The organism is Variovorax sp. 05L425, assembly GCF_056397705.1.
Genome location: NZ_JBFTNY010000010.1, coordinates 47,842 through 67,504, shown reverse-complemented (window position 1 = coordinate 67,504; position 19,663 = coordinate 47,842). Strand labels below are relative to the sequence as shown.

The window sequence follows — 19,663 nt, the reverse complement described above, 5'->3', positions numbered from 1 at the left end:
TTTGGCAGTGGCTGCGCAAGTTGCGGCTCAACGCGCCCTGTGCAGCCGGTGCAACGTGATCTCGGGCGGGCAATTGAACCTGACATCGACCACTGACGAGCCGCAGCCCACCGAGGTGTAGCCGGCCATCCCGTGGTGCCGCCAGGGCCCTCGGGCCGTGGCGCGTGGCGCGTCGGAGTCGGTGAGGATCGGTATGCCGCCGGGCAGGCAGATCTGCCCACCATGGGTGTGCCCGCTGAGCATCAGGCTGAAATCGGCGTGCGCCGCAAGGCGATAGGGCTCGGGCGTGTGTGAAAGCAGGATCGCGCAGGCATCCGGTGCGAGATCGGCAGCCGCCTTGTGGAAGTTGTGCGTCCGAAAGTAGTGCGCATCGTCGATGCCGACCAGCATGAGCACATCGCCATCGCGTTCGATCCCCACCGCTTCGTTCATGAGCACGCCGATGCCAAGCGCTTCCATGCCCGGCACCATGCGAATGGTGTCGTGATTGCCCAGAACCGCATAGACTGCCTCGCCCAGATGAGGCCGCAAGCGTGCCAGCGCGTCGAGCGTAGGCGTGTACGGCCCGAAGCTGCGAAACCGGAAATCCCCGGTCAGCACGCAGACATCATGCGCAACGCCGCGCACGCTACCGATCAGACGTTCCAGATGGGTCTCGCTCATGTCGATGTGCAGGTCGCTCAGGTGCAGCAGCCTGAAACCCTCGAAGGCCGGCGGCAGGCGCCCGAGCCGGACCTCGTTGTCCCGCAGCCGGATGTCCAGCACGTTGCGCCGCCCGCGTGCGCGCAACCCGGTCAGCGCGAGCGAGACGCGGATCAAGGTGGGAAGCGAGTACCACTTCCTGTTGCGGCGGACGAGGTAGGCCTCATGCTCGCCTTCGAGGCTCAGGCGTTGGTGCAGGTGCGCGCGACCGATCCGCGTTTCGAGGACGGCGAGATCCCTGCGCTCTTCTTCGCTACAGTCGGACAGTTCCATGGCATATCGAGAACTATCGCTTCTCCACGTGGCGCGCGAAGTTGTTGAGAATGGCTTGCCATCCTTCGCGTTGCTGCTCGACCGGGTGGGTTGTTTCACCGTCGAAGGTCACGCGCACCTTGACGCCGCCTGGACCATCGATGAACTCGACTTGCCCGGTGCGGTCGCCGAAGGAATATTCGATCAGCGCATTGGGCACGATCTTGGTGTAGATGCCCGCGAAGTCGAATCCCATGCTGCCGTTCTTTGCCTCCATGCGTGAGGTGAAAGCGCCGCCCTCGCGCAGATCCACCGTGGCAGCCGTGGTGTGCCAATCGTCGGATGCAGCGTTCCACTGCTCGATGTCTTCGGGGGTGGTATAGGCGCGCCAGACCTCGGCGATGGGGGCGGCGACGGTGGTTTCTACGGTGATTTTCATGGCGTGATGATGACTTGGGGATCGTCCTGAATCGTTCGAAACCCAGAATGTTGGCATATCAGCTTCGCGCCCACAACGGCGGCCTTGCCGTGCGGCCAAGCTGCTTCCCGCCGCCGCCGGAGCGACGTCACTGGCGGGGTTTATTCACGCGGCTGCAGTTCGAGCCTTCTCAGGCGTCCAACGGCACGCCGCCTCCGAAATGGGCGACCCATTGGTCCCATAGTTCCTGGGTGACCGGGAACGTGCGCTGCCATGCGCTCATCCATTGAAGCTGGAAGTTTTGCGCCTGAGTGAAACTCTCGAACGCTGCCGCCTGCCAGGCCAGAAGCGGTTCAAGGGTGTTGTAGGTTGTCGGGGACGAGCTTGCGATGGTCATGCGGTGTCTTCCTGATTTGAAAAGCAAGGCTAGTGGACCTGGGCCGATCCTTCAAGCGCGCTCGTCGCCCGCAAGGGCGAAGCCTCTTTGCTGCAACATCTGCGACTTTCCGTGTCACCGCCGGATGGGACGACCGCATGCTGTCGCGCACTGACCTCCTCCGTTGTGAGGATGCCCAGGCCGTGATGGCGCCGCGGACCCAAGCTATATTGATTCCCCTGTCGCAAAGATTCGTTTCGGACACCGGCAGAGACGGAGGAGCCACATGGTCGACTATGTCTTGTCAACCCGCGCCGTTCGCGGCGGCGCATTCGCGTTGGATGTCGGGCCGTCCAAGTTCCTGGCGGTCCCTGAGGGCGAGATGCCGCAGCCGGTCGCCGCTCAATCGATGACGCGCACCGCATGGTGCAGCGCTGTCCGGAAAGCTGCGGAATGGACGAACAGCCAAGGCGAGCTTCGCGGCGACGTGCTGTTCATCGTCCATGGGTACAACCTTTCGATCGACGACATCATGGTGCGTCATCGCCGCATCCGTGACGATCTGAAGGCGCTGGGCTTCAAGGGTGTCGTCGCATCGTTCGACTGGCCCAGCGACAATTCGGCGCTGGCGTATTTGCCGGATCGGCATCGCGCGAAGAAGTCCGCTCTGCAGTTGGTATCGGATGGCATCACCTATCTTTCCAAGGTCCAGACAACGGCGTGCGTGACCAACGTCCACCTATTGGGGCATTCGACAGGCGCCTATGTCATTCGGGAGGCATGCGACGATGCCGACGATTCGAATCTGGAGAACGGTGCCTGGACCGCCAGCCAGATTCTCTTTGCGGCCGGCGATGTGTCGTCGGACTCGATGAGCGCGACCGACAGTGCCGCGCAGTCGGTGTATCGGCATTGCATCCGGTTCACGAACTACTCCAATCGGCACGACGAGGTTCTCGATATTTCGAATGCGAAGCGAATCGGGCTCGGGCCTCGGGTGGGACGCGTTGAATTGCCGGCGGATGCACCTGCGAAAGCAGTCAACGTGGATTGCACGACTTACTACGAGCAGCTTGATAGCGATGGCGCCGTGGCGTTCGCGGACGAGCCGAATGGATTCGTTGGCATCAAGGGCCATTCGTGGTACTTCGGGAACAAGATCTTCACTTTGGACTTGTTCAACACGTTGATTGGGACGGATCGAACGGTGGTGCCTACTCGGAAGCAGTTGGCGACCAATCGGTTTCTGCTCGTCCGTCCGTGACGGATGCGCCCGGCACGTCGAAGGCAGAAGGCGAGCGAGACGCCTGTTCTCGTGCGCCTTCCCGGCGGCACAATCGGCACGATGCAACGCTCGCCCTCCCCCGCCGCCGCTTCAACGGACACGACCCGTCTGCGCGCAGCGTGGGCTGATGCTTGGCGAGCGATCGGCATCCAAAGGCCGACATCTTCCGCCGACGATCCTCTCCTCGCCCAATTGCTGGCGCGCTACGCCGAGCCGCATCGTCACTACCACTCGCTCCAGCACCTGGACGAATGTCTGGCCCTTCTGGACGCACACCGCGAAGCAGCCGAGCGACCGGCCGAAGTGGCGCTCGCGCTTTGGTTCCACGACGCAATCTACGACGTACACCGCCACGACAACGAAGCACAAAGCGCCACCTGGGCCTTCGAGGCGCTGACCGCCGCCGGCTTGCCTGAGGAGTCCGCCCGCAGAGTGCACGACCTCGTCATGGCGACGCGGCACGACGCCGTTCCCGAAGGCCACGATGCGGCGCTGCTCGTCGACATCGACCTGGCGATCCTGGGCGCCACCCCACCGCGCTTTGCGGAATACGAGCGCCAGATTCGCACCGAGTACGCGCACGTCGCGCAGCCGCTGTTCGAAGAACGACGGCGCGCCATCCTTTCGCGCTTTCTCGAACGGCAGCCGATCTATCTGACGCCCGGGTTGCGCTCGGAACGCGAAGCGCAGGCGCGCACCAATCTTCAGTCCGCGGTCGGCGTGGTGCCGACCGCCGCTCCATCGGCGGAGGCGCTGCTGGCGCTTGCGATCCAGCGCGTCAATGCCGGCGATCGTGCGCAGGCACGCGCGCTTTGCGATCAGGCACTCATCGCGCACGCACCTCACCCGGCGGTTCTTCAATTGCTCGCTTTCCTGATGCTGCAGGACGGCGAGATCGCCCAGGCGCGGGATCACATCACGCAAAGCCTTGCGATGCGACCGGCCCATGGTCCAACCCTCGCGCTGGCAGGCGACATCGCCCGCGCTGCAGGCGCACCGACCGAAGCATTGGCCTTCTTCGAACGCGCCCACGGCCTGCAGCCCGACCGCGCCGAACGCCGGCACGCCGTAGGCGCCGCATGGTTCGAACTCGCGTTGAAGCGGCAAGACACCGGCGACCTCGCCGGAGCAGCCGCCGCCCTGCGCAGCGCGCTATTCCTCTTGCCGCAATACGCCGAAGCGGAAGTGAACCTCGGCATCGTGCTGCAGGAAAGCGGCGACTTCGCCAGTGCGATGCAAGCCTATGGCCGCGCCTACCGCCTGCGCGAAGACACGTTCGGCCGCATCGCCCACGCACTGGCCGCCGCGAACACCGGCCGGCTCTGGCTGGACCTCGACGCCCTGCGCGCCGCATTGCGCAGCGCGCCCGCCGCCTGACTCAGCGCCGATCTCGCTTGGTCCGATAGCCCCGCCGATACACGCCTGGCCCGGCCATGATCCCTGCCGACACTTCGTTGTAGCGCTCGACGTTTTGTGCCGACATGGCTTCGCACACCAGCGTCGGTGCTTCACGCCGCATCGGATAGCACTGCGCCACTGGCGTCCCGCGCGGCAGCACGCCACGAAAAGCCGGGTCGGTCCACACGGCCGGAAAGTTGATGCCGATATCGACGAACCGGTCCGAATCGACCATCCCGGTGATCAGCCGAAACGGCAGATCGTCACGATGAACCGGATGCACCACCATCAGCGACCATTCCGGTTCAAGCTCGATGGTCCAGAAGCTGTTGAACTTCAACGCCGAGCGCCGGTCGTGCGCGAAAGGCGACCCTTCGATCTGCTCCGGCACATGAAAACTCAACGGCGCGCGGGGATGCGCGGCCGAGGCCAGCGGCGGCAAGGGCCAGTCCCAGCTGAACTGCATGGCCTCCACGAGAACATCGCAGGGCAGGAGCATCATGAACCCGTGCGACATCGCATCGACGAAGGGCGGGCACTGCTTCACCGTGCGCACGCTGCGCTGGTGCACTGCCGACGGCACGCGCGGCGGCATCGCGCGCAACCAGTCGGGCAGCATGGCGTGCGCCGGCACGGGGCGCGGCAACAAGTCGATGAGCGCCGGATCGCAGCGAAAGGTGATGTTCATGCGCTCGAAGGATAAGCGCCCCGCCGATCTTCGCAATCGACGGGGCGGCAGCTCATGCCCGATGCATGCGATGCATGCGATGCATGCGATGCAGCCTCAGCGGACTCGCCCTTCCCTCCAGGCACCCACGAGCTTGTCGTAGTTGATCGTCTCGCCCTGCGGTTTCTCATTCGCCAGCTTCTTCCACGGCGCACCCTTGTCGCTCAGCCATTTGTCGGGCGCGCTCTTGGGGTTGAGCTTGGGCGCGCAGTGCGCCATGCCGGCGCGTTGCAGGCGTGCCATCACGTCATCCATCTCGGTGGCCAGGTTGTCCATGGCCTGCTGCGGGGTCTTCTCGCCCGTCACGGCGACGGCCACGTTCTTCCACCAGAGCTGCGCGAGCTTCGGATAGTCGGGCACGTTGTTGCCGGTCGGCGTCCAGGCGACACGCGCCGGGCTGCGATAGAACTCGATCAGGCCGCCGTACTTCGCCGCGTTCTGCGTGAAGTAGTCGGAGCGGATGTCGCTGTCGCGGATGAAGGTCAGTCCGACGATCGACTTCTTCAGCGAAGTCGTCTTCGCCGTCACGAACTGCGCATAGAGCCACGCCGCCGCCGCGCGGTTCGGGTCGTTGGACTTCAGGAAGGTCCACGAGCCCACGTCCTGGTAGCCGTTCTGCATGCCCTGCTTCCAGTACGGACCGTTGGGGCCGGGCGCCATTCGCCACTTGGGCGTGCCGTCGGCGTTCACCACCGGCAGGCCTTGCTTGATCATGTCGGCGGTGAAGGCGGTGTACCAGAAGATCTGCTGGGCGATCTGGCCTTGCGCCGGCACCGGGCCGGCTTCGCCGAAGGTCATGCCGGTGGCTTCCTTGGGCGCGTATTTCTTCATCCAGTCGATGTACTTGGTCAACGCATAGACGGCCGCAGGCGAGTTGGCGCCGCCGCCGCGCTCGACGGATGCGCCCACCGGCGTGCACTTGTCGGCCGCCACGCGAATGCCCCATTCGTCGACCGGAATGCCGTTGGGGATGCCGACATCGGCCTCGCCGGCCATCGACAGCCATGCATCAGTGAAGCGCCAGCCGAGCGATGGGTCCTTCTTGCCGTAGTCCATATGGCCGTAGATGGGCTTTCCATCGACGGTCTTGACGTCTTCGCTGAAGAAAGCAGCGATGTCTTCGTAGGCGCTCCAGTTCAGGGGCACGCCGAGTTCATAGCCGTACTTGGCCTTGAACTTGTCCTGCAGGTCCTTGCGCGCGAAAAGGTCGGCGCGGAACCAATAGAGGTTGGCAAACTGTTGGTCGGGCAATTGATAGAGCTTGCCGTCGGGCGCGGTCGTGAAGCTCGTGCCGATGAAGTCCTTCAGGTCGAGGCCCGGATTGGTGTATTCCTTCCACGGCCCCGCCATCTGGTCGGTGAGCGAAAGCGCGGTGCCATAGCGGTAGTGGGTGCCGATGTGGTCGGAGTCATTGATCCACCCGTCATAGATCGACTTGCCCGACTGCATCGAGGTCTGGAGTTTCTCGACGACGTCGCCTTCCTGGATGATGTCGTGCTTGACCTTGATGCCGGTGATTTCCTCGAAGGCCTTGGCCAATGTCTTCGACTCGTACTCGTGCGTGGTCAGCGTCTCGGAAACCACCGAGATTTCCTTCACGCCCTTGTCCTGCAGCTTCTTGGCCGTGTCGATGAACCATTTCATCTCGGCCATCTGCTGGTCCTTGCTCAGTGTCGACGGCTGGAACTCGCTGTCGATCCATTTCTTGGCCTCCGCTTCTCCCGCCCCGGCGCTCTGCATGGCGAATGTCGCCGCGGCCAGTGCCAATGCTGTGTAGCGAATCTTCATGGCTGTCTCCTCGATGGCGCTTCCCGGTTCTGGAGGAGTCGGCTCCGGGAAAGCGGAGAGCCGGTCCAGTTGAAAACAAAAAAGGTGGACGGCGTCAGCCCTTGCGCATGATCAGTCCGAGCACGCACATGGAAACGACGAAGCTGATCCAGATCGACGGCTCTTCCTCCAGGCTCATCCAATCCTGGAACCTGCCGGCGAGCCCGATGAAGATGAGGTTGATGTAGGCAGCGGTGAGCAGCCCGATGAAGAGCCGGTCGCCGCGCGTGGTCTCCAGCGGCAGCCAGCCGCGGCGCAGGGTGGTGGGCGACTTGAGTTCCCACACGGTCATTCCGACGAGCATCAGCGCGATGCAGGTGAAGAAGACAGCCACCGGCGTGGTCCAGACCATCCAATCAAGCATGAGCACACCCCCAGTCTTCGCGCACTTCGTGTCGCTTCGCCAACCCCCTTGCAGGGGGCAACACCAGCGGCCCGGCAAAGCCGGTTCCGCGGTGTTCCCAAAAACGCACTGCAATCGCTGTGGTTTTCATCAGACCCTCCCCATTGCGAATCCCTTCGCGATGTAGTGGCGCACGAACCAGATCACGATCGCGCCCGGCACGATCGTCAAGACACCCGCAGCAGCCAGCGTCGCCCAATCCATGCCAGCGGCGCTGACGGTGCGCGTCATCGTTGCGACGATCGGCTTCGCGTTCACGCTGGTCAGCGTGCGCGCCAGCAAGAGCTCGACCCAGCTGAACATGAAGCAGAAGAAGGCCGCGACGCCGACGCCCGCCTTGATGAGCGGCAGGAAGATCGTGAGGAAGAAGCGCGGGAACGAGTAGCCGTCGATATAGGCCGTCTCGTCGATCTCGCGCGGTATGCCGCTCATGAAGCCTTCGAGGATCCACACCGCCAGCGGTACATTGAACAGCAGGTGCGCCAGCGCCACGCCGAGATGCGTATCCATCAGGCCCACGGTCGTGTAGAGCTGAAAGAACGGCAACAGGAAGACCGCCGGCGGCGTCATGCGGTTGGTCAGCAGCCAGAAAAAGACGTGCTTGTCGCCGAGGAACGAATAGCGGGAGAACGCATAGGCCGCAGGCAGCGCCACCGTGAGCGAGATGACCGTGTTGATGCCGACGTAGATCAGGCTGTTGATGTAGCCCGAGTACCACGACTCGTCGGTGAAGATGCGCTTGTAGTTCTCCCACGTCAGATGCTGCGGGAAGAACGAGAAGCTCGACAGGATCTCCTCGTTCGTCTTGAAGCTCATGTTGATCATCCAGTAGATGGGCAACAGCGCGAAGACGATATACAGCACCAGAAAGAGGCTGCGCTTGCGCAGGCGGTCTTCGTTCATTTCGCCTCCCCAACTTCTACGTCTTGCGTGCCGACGCGCAGCATCCAGTTGTAGAGCACGAAGCACAGCAGCAGGATGATGAGGAAATAGATCAGCGAGAAAGCCGCCGCCGGCCCGAGATCGAACTGCCCCACCGCCTTCTGCGTGAGGTACTGGCTCAGGAAGGTGGTCGAATTGCCCGGACCGCCGCCCGTCAGCACGAAGGGCTCGGTGTAGATCATGAAGCTGTCCATGAAGCGCAACAGCACCGCGATCACCAGCACGCCGCGCATCTTGGGCAACTGGATGTAGCGGAACACCGCGAACTTGCTCGCGCCGTCGATGCGCGCGGCCTGGTAGTAGGCATCGGGAATGGAGCGCAGGCCCGCGTAGCACAGCAGCGCCACGAGCGGCGTCCAGTGCCACACGTCCATCAGCAGCACCGTCAGCCACGCGTGCGTCGCGTTGCCGGTGTAGTTGTAGTCGATGCCCAGCTTCTGCAGCGCATAGCCGAACAGGCCGATGTCCGCGCGCCCGAAGATCTGCCAGATGGTGCCGACCACGTTCCACGGAATCAGCAGCGACAGTGCGACGATCACCAGCACCGCCGACGAGCGCCAGCCCTTCGACGGCATCGACAGCGCAAGGCAGATGCCGAGCGGGATCTCGATCGACAGCACCGCGAACGAGAAGCCGAGCTGGCGCAGCAGCGCCTCGTGCAACTCGCTGTCGCGCATCACCGAGGCGAACCATTCGGTGCCCACGAAGACGCGGCGGTCCGGCGAGATGATGTCCTGCACCGAGTAGTTCACCACCGTCATCAGCGGAATGATGGCCGAGAAGGCCACGCAGACCAGCACCGGCAGCACGAGCCACCATGCCTTCTGGTTGATCGGTTTGTTGATTCCGTTCATGTCGAAGCCTCCGGTTCAGGCCACCAACTCTTCGTCGCGGTAGTAGCAGGTGTGGCGGCTCATCACGGTCAGCCAGACTGGCTCGCCCGCCGCCGGGACTTGCGTCTCCAGGCCGAAACGGGCTTTCAGGGTGTTGTCGCCGACCTTCGCGCTCAGCATCACGTGCGTGCCGACGTCCTGCACCTGCGCCACGGTGGCCATCACCGCTCCTGATGCGTTTGGCGCCGCCAGCGCCACGTATTCGGGGCGGATGCCTACCTTCAGTGCGCCTTCCGGCAGTTCGCGTATCGCTTGCAGCCGTGTTCCGGCAATGTCCAGCATGCCGCCCACACTCTGCGCCGGCAGGAAGTTCATGCCGGGCGATCCGATGAAATGACCGACGAAGGTATGGGCCGGCCGCTCGAACAGCGCTTCCGCGCTGCCGATCTGCACCGCCTTGCCGCGCGTCATCACGACCACTTCCTCCGCGAAGGTCAGCGCCTCCACCTGATCGTGCGTGACGTAGATCAGCGTGAGCTTGAGTTCGCGATGGATCTGCTTGAGCTTGCGCCGCAGCTGCCACTTGAGGTGCGGGTCGATCACGGTGAGTGGCTCGTCGAAGAGCACCGCCGACACATCGCTGCGAACGAGTCCTCGGCCGAGCGAGATCTTCTGCTTGGCGTCCGCGGCGAGGCCCGCCGCGCGCTGGTTGAGCTGGCCGCTCATGTCGAGCATCTCGGCGATCTCGCCCACACGCCTGCGGATCTGCTCGGCGGGCATGTTCCGATTGCGCAGCGGAAACGCGAGGTTCTGCGCCACGGTCATCGTGTCGTAGATCACCGGGAACTGGAACACCTGCGCGATGTTGCGCTGCTGCGGCGTCTCCAGCGTCACGTCGCGGCCATTGAACTTGACGCTGCCCTTCGACGGCGCGAGCAGGCCCGAGATGATGTTGAGCATCGTGGTCTTGCCGCAGCCCGAGGGGCCGAGCAAGGCATAGGCGCCGCCATCGCGGAAGCTCATCTTGAGCGGCAGGAGTGCGTAGTCGCTGTCCTCCGTCGGGTTGGGACGGTAGGCGTGGGCGAGGTCCAGGTCGATGCGGGCCATGTCAGCCTCCCTTGTGGCGCCAGGCGGGCGCAACGACCAGCCGCTCGCCGCTATCGAACACATAAGCCTGCGATGCGCTGAAATACAGCGTGACCGCCGTACCCAGGTCAAAGCGATGCACGCCGGTCAGTTGCGCAACCACCTCGCCCACCAGCGTCTCGACGTGGACGAAGGTGTCGGACCCCGAGATCTCGGCCAGCTCCACCTTGCCGGGCAACGGAATGTCGCCATTGCCGCCGCCGACATTGAGTGCGCTGGCGCGCAGGCCGACAGTGACGACGCCGTCGGCGCCTGCAGGCAGCGCCACCGGCAGCAGGGGGCCCCCTTCGATCTGCACGCCGCCGTCCACCGTGCGTCCTGTCATCAGGTTCATCGGCGGATCGCTGAATGCGCGCGCTACGCGCAGCGACTGCGGCGCGTGAAAAACTTCGGCGGTCGGCCCGTACTGAAGCAGTTCGCCGGCATCCATCACCGCCGTGTAGCCGCCGAGCAGCAAGGCCTCGCCGGGCTCGGTGGTGGCGTAGATCACGGTCGAGTCTCCGGTCGCGAAGAGCTGCGTGAGCTCGTCGCGCAGGCCCTCGCGCAACTTGTAGTCGAGGTTCACCAGCGGCTCGTCGAGCAGCATCAGCGGTGCGCCCTTGGCCAGCGCGCGTGCCAGTGCCACGCGCTGCTGCTGGCCGCCCGAAAGCTCCGCCGGATAACGGTCGAGGAACATGCCGATGTGCAGCTTGTCGGCCAGTTCGCGCACGCGCGCTTCGACGTTCTTTTCGCCGCGGAGCTTGAGCGGCGAGCCGATGTTCTCGGCCACCTTCAGCGAGGGGTAGTTGATGAACTGCTGATACACCATCGCCACGTTTCGCTCGCGCACCGGCACGCCCGTCACGTCCTTGCCGTCGACGAAGACCTTGCCTTCGGTGGGCGCATCGAGCCCGGCCATGAGCCGCATCAGGCTGGTCTTGCCGGCCTGCGTGGCGCCCAGCAGCACGGTGACCGCGCCGCTCTTCGGCACGATGCTCTGCGGGTAGAGCCAGGTCTGCGCGCCCACCTTCTTGGTGACGCGTTCGAGTGTCAGCTGCATGGACCTCCCTCTGTCGCATAGGCGTCGGAACGTGCATGCGCCTGCATCCACGTGTTGACCTGTTCGCGCTCCAGCCGTGTGAAGTGCAGACCGAGCTTCGATCGCCGCCACAGCACGTCGTCGCCGCTGCAAGCCCATTCCTCGTCGCGCAGGTAGTGCAGTTCGCGCTCGTGGAGCCCCGGCGCGACGGCCTCGCCCATGTCGTTCATCGATTGCGCGTCGCCGATGACCTCCGCGACGCGGGCGCCGTAGGCCCGTGCGAGCCGACGCGCCAGGATGAATTCGAGCCACGGGTATTTCGTGCGGACCGCTTCGACGAAGCGCTCGAAGTCGTCGTCGGGCCGCGATGTGCGGCTGGTGCCGCTGATCCATGTCGAGAGGTCACCCCCGGCCATGAAGGCGCCTTCGGTCCACGGCGTGCGTGTGTCGCCGAGCATGCGCCCCAGCTCGTCGGCCGCATCCTCGGCCAGCTTGCGGAAGGTGGTGATCTTGCCGCCCCACACCGACAGCAACGGCGCCGCTGCGGTGTTGGATTCGAGCATGTAGTCGCGCGTGACGGCCGAGGGATCGCCCGAGTCGTCGTCGAGCAACGGTCGGACGCCCGAATAGGTCCAAACCACATCCGACGGCGAGATCGCTTTCTCGAAATAGCGGCTGGCCTGGTTGCACAGGTATTCGACCTCGTCGTCGCCAATGCGCGCGGCGCCAGGGTCGTCGCCCTGCAGCTCGATGTCGGTCGTGCCGATCAGCGTGAAGTCGTCCTGGTACGGGATCGCGAAGATGATCCGCTTGTCGGGGTTCTGGAAAATGTACGCATGGTCGTGCCCGAACACGCGCGGCACCACGATGTGGCTGCCCTTGACCAGCCGCAGATGCCGGGTCGCCAACGCTTCGCCCTGCGCCGCATGCGCCACGCCGCGCAGAAAGGCCTCCGCCCAGGGGCCCGCCGCGTTCACCACCGCGCGGGCGCGCACCGTGCGCCGCCCTTCGGGGCCTTCGAGCACGGCGGTCCAGCCTTCCGCGTTGCGCTGCGCGCTGATGCAGCAGGTGCGGGTCAGCACCTCGGCGCCGCGCGCGCGTGCGTCGATCGCGTTCAGCACCACGAGCCGCGCATCGTCGACCCAGCCGTCCGAATACACAAAGCCACGCCTGAACTCGGGCTTGAGCGCCGCGCCGGCCTCGTGGCGCCGAAGGTCGATCGTGCGCGAACCCGGCAGCACCTCGCGCCTGGCCAAGTGGTCGTACATGAAGAGACCGAAGCGGATCATCCAGGCCGGCCGCATCGACGGGTCGTGCGGCATGACGAAGCGCAGCGGCCACATGATGTGCGGCGCGCTCTTGAGCAGCACCTCGCGCTCCTGCAGCGCCTTGCGCACCAGCGAGAACTCGTAGTACTCCAGGTAGCGCAGGCCGCCATGGATCAGCTTGGTCGATGACGACGAGGTGTGCGCGGCGAGATCATCCTTCTCGCAGAGCACCACGCGCCAGCCGCGCCCCGCGAGATCGCGCGCAATCCCGCAGCCGTTGATCCCGCCACCAACGATCAGCACGTCGCAATCGGCGGCAAAAGCGGAGAGTGGCGAGACGGTTGCGCTCAAGGGGGTTGGCTCCGTTCCAAGGTTGCTTATTGCGCGAATCGAGGCGCTTTCTTTTTCGTATCTTTTCATTCTGGTTCCTTAAGGCGCGATTTTCTTCGGCGTTAACCCTTAATTCCATTCGTTTCCTTTCGCTCTAAAGTCAGCCGAACGCGTCTGTCTGCCCCTCCGTGAACTCGAATCCCCGCCAACTCAAGCTGCTCAATACCGTCCGCTCACGTGGTTCGATCACCGTCGAAGAACTGGCTGACATGCTCGGCGTGACCCTGCAGACGGTCCGCCGCGACGTGCAGCGCCTGGCAGATGAACGACTGCTCGCGCGCTTTCACGGCGGCGTGCGCGTGCCGAGTTCGACCACGGAGAACATCGGCTACCAGCAGCGCGAAACGCTGAATGCCGAAGGCAAAGCACGAATTGCACGCGCGGTGGCAGCGCGGGTGCCGAACGACTGCTCGCTGATCCTGAACATCGGCACGACCACCGAGGCCATCGCGAAGGCGCTGCTTCATCACAGCGGGCTTCGGGTGATCACGAACAACCTCAATGTCGCGACCATCCTGAGCGACAACCCCCACTGCGAAGTGATCGTGGCCGGCGGCTCGGTGCGGCTGCGCGATCGCGCCATCGTGGGCGAGGCGACCGTCGACTTCATCCGGCAGTTCAAGGTCGACATCGCGCTGATCGGCGTGTCCAGCATCGAGGCCGACGGCACGCTGCGGGACTTCGATCTGCGCGAAGTCAAGGTGGCACAAACCATCATCGCGCAGGCGCGGGAGGTGTGGCTTGCTGCCGATGCCAGCAAGTTCAACCGGCCTGCGATGATCGAACTGGCCAAGCTCTCGCAGATCGATTGCCTGTTCACGGACGCCGAGCCGCCGCCGCCCTTCCCGGAGTTGATCGAACAAGCGCAAGTACGCTGCGAAATAGCTCGCGAACACTGAAGGACCCTCTCATGACCTACCTTCTCGCCCTCGACCAGGGCACGTCGAGCTCACGCAGCATCGTCTTCGGCGGCGCGGGCCGCATCGTCACCATCGCCCAAAAGGAACTCACGCAGATCTACCCCCAACCCGGCTGGGTCGAGCACGATCCGATGGAGATCTGGACCAGCCAGCTCGCCACCGCGCACGAAGTGCTGGCCAAGGCAAAGTTGAAAGCGAGCGACATCCACGCGGTCGGCATCACCAACCAACGCGAAACCACGGTCGTGTGGAACCGCAGGACCGGGCAACCGGTGCACCACGCGATCGTCTGGCAGGACCGTCGCGCCGAGCCGATGTGCGCGAAGCTGCGCGAAGACGGCATGGCCGACACCATCCGCGACAAGACCGGCCTCGTGATCGATGCCTACTTCTCCGGCACCAAGCTGCGCTGGCTGCTCGACAACGTGCCCGGCGTGCGCACCCAGGCCGAGCGCGGCGAACTGGCCTTCGGCACCATCGACAGCTGGCTCATCTGGCAACTGACCGGCGGCAAGGTGCACGTCACCGACGTCAGCAATGCGTCGCGCACGATGCTGTTCAACGTCCACACCAACCAGTGGGACGCCGATCTGCTGAAGGCACTCGACATCCCGGCATCGCTGATGCCAGAGGTCAAGCCGTCGAGCGCGCATTTCGCCGATACGGCCGAGGGCCTGTTCGATCGCAGCCTGCCGATCGGCGGCGTCGCGGGCGACCAGCAAAGCGCCCTCTTCGGCCAGGCCTGCTTCGAAGCCGGCATGGCGAAGAACACCTACGGCACCGGCTGTTTCCTGCTCATGCACACGGGCGGTGCCTTCCAGCCTTCGCACAACGGCCTGCTCGTGACCAGCGCCGCGCAGACCAGCGCACAGCCGCAGTACGCGATGGAAGGCAGCGTGTTCGTCGGCGGCGCCGTCGTGCAGTGGCTGCGCGACGGACTCAAGGCGATTCCGGGCAGCGCGCAGGTGCAGGCATTGGCCCAAACCGTGCCCGATGCCGGCGGCGTGATGATGGTGCCGGCCTTTACCGGCCTCGGCGCGCCCTACTGGGATGCCGAGGCGCGCGGCATCATCACCGGTCTGACGCGCGGGACCACCGTGGCGCACATCGCGCGCGCGGCGCTTGAAAGCATTGCGTACCAGAGCGCCGCGCTGCTGCAGGCGATGAGCCGTGATGCTGTCGCCGCCGGCGGCACGCCTGTGGCCGAATTGCGGGTGGATGGCGGAGCGTCGGTGAACGATCTGCTGATGCAATTCCAGGCCGACCTGTTGGGCATTCCGGTCGTGCGGCCGGAAGTGACGGAGACCACGGCGTTGGGCGCGGCCTACCTTGCGGGATTGTCGACCGGCGTCTACAGCGATGTGAGTCAGCTGTCCAAGCTGTGGAGCGTCGAGCGGCGCTTCATGCCGACGTTGAGTCGGGGCAAGGCGGATGAAGCGATGGCGAAGTGGGAACTGGCGGTGCGACGGGCGACGTTGGTCGCATAAGCCTCCGCCGCCGCCCCAGCTCACTCGTCCACAAGCAGGAACTCGCCGCGAGCACCGACGCGGCGCGATTTCTGCCCCACTCGCACGCACAGCGCCTGCTCCTCGCCGCAGGCTGTCAACGCGCCGGAACGAGTGGCTCGCAAGATGGCCGTGCCGAATTCGGCCTGCCGGACTTCGCGCATGCTGCTCCAGGCGACATATGCGCTGCCGCCGGCGGCCAGCAGAGAGCCAAGGGTCAGCGCAATCAGGCCCTTCCACACCAATGTGCGCTGCGCGTGCGTCAGCGTCCGGCGCTGCTCGCCCAGCGCGTCAGCGGCCCATTTCGCGTGACTGGCGGATTGCTGCAATTGATGGTTGAACGCCTCCAATGCTTGGCTCGCGCCCTGAGCGACGGCCGCCTGCGAACCCTGGCTGATCGCCTGCATGGCCTGCTGGGCAAAGCGCTCGACGCCATCGTCCAGGCGCTGCACACCCTGGTGCATGGCGGCGGCGCCAGCTTCGATGCGGCGCAGCGCGTCGGCGCTCCCGGCCTCGATCTGGCTGGCGAGGTGCGCGAGCTTTACCAGCAACTGCTGGGCTTCTTCGGTGCTGTCTGTTTTCATCAGTTGTTTCTCCCTGGCTTGTCTCGGGAGAGCGTCACATCCGCATGGCGTGAAGCCTGTGGGCGGGAGCTTCCTGCTGCTGCATTTGCTGTTGTTGCTGAGCCTCCTGCAAGGCCTGCTGCGCCCGCCCGTATTCGTCCACTTCGCGCTGCCAGGCCTGCCCCTGTGGCGAGGCCATGAACTGCTGCGACGTGGCCTGCAGCGCCTGCTGCCAGGTGGCCTTGTCGCCGCTCAGCGAGGCCTCGTACAACTGGTCGATCATGCGGTCCAGATCACTCTTGGGCCCAGCCTCCGCCTGCTGCGCGGGCGCGAGCGACAGCTCGGCGGTGCGACGCTCCAGTTGCTGCTCCAGCACCGGGCTCATCGGGTCCTTGCTGATGCACTCGCGCACTTCGACCACACGGCATTGCGCCTTGGACCCGAGCTCATGGGCATGGTCGCGCAGGCCATTCGCGTCGTAGCCACGGGTGCTGTAGAAGAAGGCGTGCTGGTCGGAGCGATGGATGCGGTACTGATCCGGGTCCTCGGGCTGCATCCGCATTGGCAGGATGGGCGTGTCGCTGAGGCGGTTGATGTATTGCACCGCGAAGTTGTAATTGAGCACACCCAGGCCGTCGACGGCGTAGGTGTTGCCGATGTCGCTGTGCGCGCCGCCGACGGTGACGTTGAGCGCGCGCTTGTCTTCGCTGAAGCCGAGCGGGATGTGGTCGCTGACCTTGAACTGGTCGCGGCGCTCGTCCGCTGCGGTGACCTGGAGGACTGACATGACCGAGGATGGCAGGCGGCGGTCGTGTTCCTTGATGCCGGTGGCTACTGGGTCCAGCAGCAATGCGGCCTGGATGGTGTGGCCGGGCTGAATCAGGGGCGGCTTGGTGTATTCAGTGTGGGCGATGAGTTCGTCTCCGTCCAGGACAATCCTCGCATCGGTGGGGTCCTGGATGCCGCGCACCTCGATCATCCGCATCAGCGCTGCTGTCTGTTCGGCGCCGCGGCTGAAACCGATGCCCATCACCCGGATCTGTGCGTGGGGGTCTTCATCGATCCATATTTTTGCTTGCTCACAGAACTGGTAATAGGCCTTTTCCACCCTTCGCTCGAAGGTGTAGCCGTTGATCCCGTCCGGGATGCGCTTGAGGGGATTGTCCTGGGTATAGATCCCTTCGACGTAACCGCTGGCGATGTTGGCAACGCCTTGCTTTTTCATGCGGTCTATTTGTGTATGAACCTGCGCCACGATACTGTGGTGTTCGGGCGCATCCTTGTACAGGCTGTCGCCGGTGCCATCCTGCGCAGCGACATACAGGCGCTCGTGCGGATTGTCGGCGTGCAGCAGCACAGGTATGCGCAACTGTGCCAAGTCCGCCTCGGCGCGTGAATAGCTCTGCAATTGATCTTCATTGGCCAGATCGGCCTCCACGCCGTCCGGATTCTTGTCTATGCTCCCCATTGTTCGATGCCCTTTATTTGTTTAGTAGGTTTGGCTGAAGACCTTGACCAGGTCATTGCGATAGTTGCTATGAGGGTGCCCCGGTCTTTGTTCCTCCTTTGTAGAAATGAAGGCCCGCATATACACATTGATGGCACGGTCGTTGACCTCCAGAATGATTCCCGGCGTGATGCCGCTGGCATTCGTTGAAACCTCCTCGCGCTTGAGGTTGTGCCTGATCAGCCGGTCCTTGAAGATTTCCGCAATATCAACCTCGGCTCGCAGTGAAGTACCGTCCTTGGACCGCCACGTGACAACGGCAGGTGGCGGAAAGCTGCGGATCGGGCCGTAGCTGGCGCCCAGATTGTTCGGATACTTGTCGCCGATGGAGGCCGAGGACAACTGCAGTACGTCTTCGGGGTCATCCATGTGGTAGCGGGCATATTTCACCTTGCAGCCATAGGTGCTGTAGCTGTACGCGGCAAACCAATGCCCCGTAAACCGCAACGGCCAATCAACCACGGTGTCGGTAGACGGCGCCTCCCCACGCGGCGGCTTCATGTTGTCAAAGGGTTCCGTGGAATTGGCTGAACTGGACATGGCGGTCTGGCATCCTGTCAAAGCAAGTGAGGTGAGCAATACAGCGGCCCATGCGGACCTCCGCGCCGAAAGTGGTCGATTCATCGAGGGATGCAGCGGCATCGGTCTCTGCAACTGCGCCAAGTCCGCCTCCGCGCGCGGATAGCTCTGCAATTGATCTTCAGTGGCCAGATCGGCATCCACGCCGTCCGGATTCTTGTCCATGCTCCCCATTGTTCGATGCTCCTTGTTTGTTTAATAGGTCTGGCTGAAGATCTTGATCAGGTCATTGCGACCGGCCCCTCCCCGGGCGGCAGCTTCATGTTGTCCAAGGGTTCCGAGGCGTTCGCGTGCCCGACGTTGGCGGTTTTGCATCCCGTCAATACAAGTGAGGCAAGTAGCAAGGCGGCCCCTGCGGACCTTGCAATCAAAAACCGCCATTGCGCGATGACTCCGGCTTGCTGACCGGCGCGCGACACGACAACAGGCACTGCAGCGCCCGCATATCCAGCCTTCATAGGCTGCCCCCTGATCTATGTTTCTAGTTCAGGGACCAAGATACAACAGGGATCACGGCAAAGCGCAATTTGCCTGCGGCGACGAAACAAAAGGCGTTGCAACACCACGACGGACTGTCACCAAGCCCGACACATTCGGCGCACATCGTGTACGCCGGCGATTCGACGCCGTGCTCAGTGCGTCGGAACCAGAAAGTCCTGGCTGATCCGCCACCCCAACTCGTTCACCCGATCAAGGAACTGCGTCAGATACGCATGCAACCCGGTCGCGAGGATCTCGTCGACCGTCGCGTACTGCAGGTCCGCCAGCAGCTTGCCCGCGCGCCGCTGCGTCTCCGCGCTCTGCTCGTTCTTCACCCTGTCGAGGTTGCTGACGACCTCATGCAGACTCGCATGCAGTGACCGCGGCATATCCGCGCGCAGGATCAGCAGCTCGGCCACGCGCTCAGGCTTGATCACGTCGCGGTACACCTTGCGGTAGACCTCGAAGGCCGAGACGCTGCGCAGGATCGCGCTCCAGTGATAGAAGTCGTATTCCTGATCTTCCTCGGTGGCGGTGCCGAAGAACTCGCTGTTGAGCGCATGGAACTTCACGTCGACCAGCCTTGCGGTGTTGTCGGCGCGCTCGAGGAAGGTGCCCAGGCGCGAGAAGTAGAAGGCTTCGTCCTGCAGCATGGTGCCCAGCGTCACGCCGCGCGAAAGATGCGAACGAAACTTGACCCATTCGAAGAACTGCGCCGGGTCGCGCTCGAACTCGCCGGCGCGCAGCATGCGATTGACTTCGAGCCAGGTGGTGTTCTGCGTTTCCCAGGCTTCGGTGGTGAGCGCGCCGCGCACTGCACGGGCGTTCTCGCGCGCCGCGCGCAGGCACGAGAGGATGGACGAAGGATTCGACTCGTCCCTGACCATGAACTCCATCACCTCGTCGGGCTTGAAGCCCTCGCCCTCGTGCTTCTCGTTGTAGAGCGGCAGCAGTTCGCTGATCGACAGCAGGCCCTGCCAGCCGTACTTCGCGACTTCGGCGGATTGCGGCAGGAGCGAGGTCTGGTAGTTGACATCGAGCATGCGCGCGGTGTTCTCGGCACGCTCGGTGTAGCGGGACATCCAGTAGAGGTGATCGGCGGTGCGTGACAACATGATCTGAAA

Annotated in this window: 19 protein-coding genes; 4 read left to right on the top strand and 15 right to left on the bottom strand. The window is 64.0% G+C overall.

Annotation, left to right across the window (positions count from 1 at the left end):
* Positions 1–27 precede the first annotated feature (27 nt).
* The 3 genes from AC1DN9_RS13440 to AC1DN9_RS13430 all read right to left on the bottom strand — a co-directional run bounded on the left by AC1DN9_RS13440 (position 28) and on the right by AC1DN9_RS13430 (position 1,769).
* On the bottom strand, positions 28–975 hold the full coding sequence (locus tag AC1DN9_RS13440) for a metallophosphoesterase (protein ID WP_478100872.1): 948 nt from the start codon (positions 973–975) through the stop codon (positions 28–30).
* Between the two features lie 13 nt (positions 976–988).
* Positions 989–1,393, bottom strand: a complete 405-nt coding sequence (locus AC1DN9_RS13435) for an SRPBCC family protein (RefSeq protein ID WP_478100870.1) — start codon at positions 1,391–1,393, stop codon at positions 989–991.
* Between the two features lie 169 nt (positions 1,394–1,562).
* The gene (locus tag AC1DN9_RS13430) at positions 1,563–1,769 is read right to left on the bottom strand and encodes a hypothetical protein (protein ID WP_478100868.1); all 207 of its coding nucleotides are present in this window, start codon (positions 1,767–1,769) and stop codon (positions 1,563–1,565) included.
* 265 nt (positions 1,770–2,034) lie between these two features.
* Between AC1DN9_RS13430 and AC1DN9_RS13425 the strand changes: the two genes are divergently transcribed.
* Positions 2,035–3,012, top strand: a complete 978-nt coding sequence (locus AC1DN9_RS13425; RefSeq protein WP_478100866.1) for an alpha/beta hydrolase — start codon at positions 2,035–2,037, stop codon at positions 3,010–3,012.
* A gap of 81 nt (positions 3,013–3,093) precedes the next feature.
* Complete coding sequence (locus AC1DN9_RS13420) at positions 3,094–4,410, top strand: hypothetical protein (RefSeq protein ID WP_478100864.1); 1,317 nt, start codon at positions 3,094–3,096, stop codon at positions 4,408–4,410.
* Between the two features lies 1 nt (position 4,411).
* Here AC1DN9_RS13420 and AC1DN9_RS13415 read toward each other — a convergent pair whose 3' ends face one another.
* The 8 genes from AC1DN9_RS13415 to glpD form a co-directional block, all read right to left on the bottom strand.
* A complete protein-coding gene (locus tag AC1DN9_RS13415) occupies positions 4,412–5,119 on the bottom strand; it encodes a hypothetical protein (protein WP_478100862.1) in 708 nt (235 codons plus the stop codon).
* A gap of 96 nt (positions 5,120–5,215) precedes the next feature.
* Entirely contained in the window at positions 5,216–6,946 is a 1,731-nt protein-coding gene (locus tag AC1DN9_RS13410) for an ABC transporter substrate-binding protein (RefSeq protein WP_478100860.1), read from the bottom strand.
* A 94-nt stretch (positions 6,947–7,040) separates the two neighbouring features.
* A complete protein-coding gene (locus tag AC1DN9_RS13405) occupies positions 7,041–7,349 on the bottom strand; it encodes a DUF2160 domain-containing protein (protein WP_478100858.1) in 309 nt (102 codons plus the stop codon).
* 129 nt (positions 7,350–7,478) lie between these two features.
* Positions 7,479–8,291, bottom strand: coding sequence for a carbohydrate ABC transporter permease (locus AC1DN9_RS13400; protein ID WP_478100856.1), 813 nt, complete (start codon positions 8,289–8,291; stop codon positions 7,479–7,481).
* The gene (locus tag AC1DN9_RS13395) at positions 8,288–9,184 is read right to left on the bottom strand and encodes a carbohydrate ABC transporter permease (protein WP_478100854.1); all 897 of its coding nucleotides are present in this window, start codon (positions 9,182–9,184) and stop codon (positions 8,288–8,290) included. Before AC1DN9_RS13395 ends, AC1DN9_RS13400 begins: the two co-directional genes overlap by 4 nt.
* A gap of 15 nt (positions 9,185–9,199) precedes the next feature.
* On the bottom strand, positions 9,200–10,270 hold the full coding sequence (locus AC1DN9_RS13390) for an ABC transporter ATP-binding protein (protein ID WP_478100852.1): 1,071 nt from the start codon (positions 10,268–10,270) through the stop codon (positions 9,200–9,202).
* Between the two features lies 1 nt (position 10,271).
* A complete protein-coding gene (locus AC1DN9_RS13385) occupies positions 10,272–11,348 on the bottom strand; it encodes an ABC transporter ATP-binding protein (RefSeq protein WP_478100850.1) in 1,077 nt (358 codons plus the stop codon).
* Positions 11,339–13,015 carry a glycerol-3-phosphate dehydrogenase gene (gene glpD / locus AC1DN9_RS13380; RefSeq protein ID WP_478100848.1) on the bottom strand — a complete coding sequence of 559 codons (1,677 nt, stop codon included), beginning with the start codon at positions 13,013–13,015 and terminating at the stop codon, positions 11,339–11,341. The genes AC1DN9_RS13385 and glpD overlap by 10 nt, the downstream gene beginning before the upstream one ends.
* Before the next feature lie 98 nt (positions 13,016–13,113).
* Between glpD and AC1DN9_RS13375 the strand changes: the two genes are divergently transcribed.
* Together AC1DN9_RS13375 and glpK are read left to right on the top strand one after the other, a co-directional pair.
* Positions 13,114–13,884 (top strand): DeoR/GlpR family DNA-binding transcription regulator, encoded by a 771-nt coding sequence (locus tag AC1DN9_RS13375; protein WP_478100846.1) that lies wholly within the window; start codon positions 13,114–13,116, stop codon positions 13,882–13,884.
* Between the two features lie 11 nt (positions 13,885–13,895).
* Entirely contained in the window at positions 13,896–15,392 is a 1,497-nt protein-coding gene (glpK, locus tag AC1DN9_RS13370) for a glycerol kinase GlpK (protein WP_478100844.1), read from the top strand.
* Positions 15,393–15,412: 20 nt separating this feature from the next.
* On the opposite strand, the gene AC1DN9_RS13365 is transcribed toward glpK, so the two are convergent.
* The 4 genes from AC1DN9_RS13365 to AC1DN9_RS13350 all read right to left on the bottom strand — a co-directional run bounded on the left by AC1DN9_RS13365 (position 15,413) and on the right by AC1DN9_RS13350 (position 19,654).
* Positions 15,413–15,994, bottom strand: coding sequence for a hypothetical protein (locus AC1DN9_RS13365; protein WP_478100842.1), 582 nt, complete (start codon positions 15,992–15,994; stop codon positions 15,413–15,415).
* A gap of 34 nt (positions 15,995–16,028) precedes the next feature.
* Positions 16,029–17,330: a phospholipase effector Tle1 domain-containing protein gene (locus AC1DN9_RS13360; RefSeq protein WP_478100840.1), complete on the bottom strand. Its 1,302-nt coding sequence runs from the start codon at positions 17,328–17,330 to the stop codon at positions 16,029–16,031.
* Positions 17,331–17,462: 132 nt separating this feature from the next.
* Complete coding sequence (locus AC1DN9_RS13355; RefSeq protein ID WP_478100838.1) at positions 17,463–18,224, bottom strand: hypothetical protein; 762 nt, start codon at positions 18,222–18,224, stop codon at positions 17,463–17,465.
* Between the two features lie 467 nt (positions 18,225–18,691).
* Positions 18,692–19,654: an alpha-E domain-containing protein gene (locus AC1DN9_RS13350; RefSeq protein WP_478100837.1), complete on the bottom strand. Its 963-nt coding sequence runs from the start codon at positions 19,652–19,654 to the stop codon at positions 18,692–18,694.
* Positions 19,655–19,663: the final 9 nt, after the last annotated feature.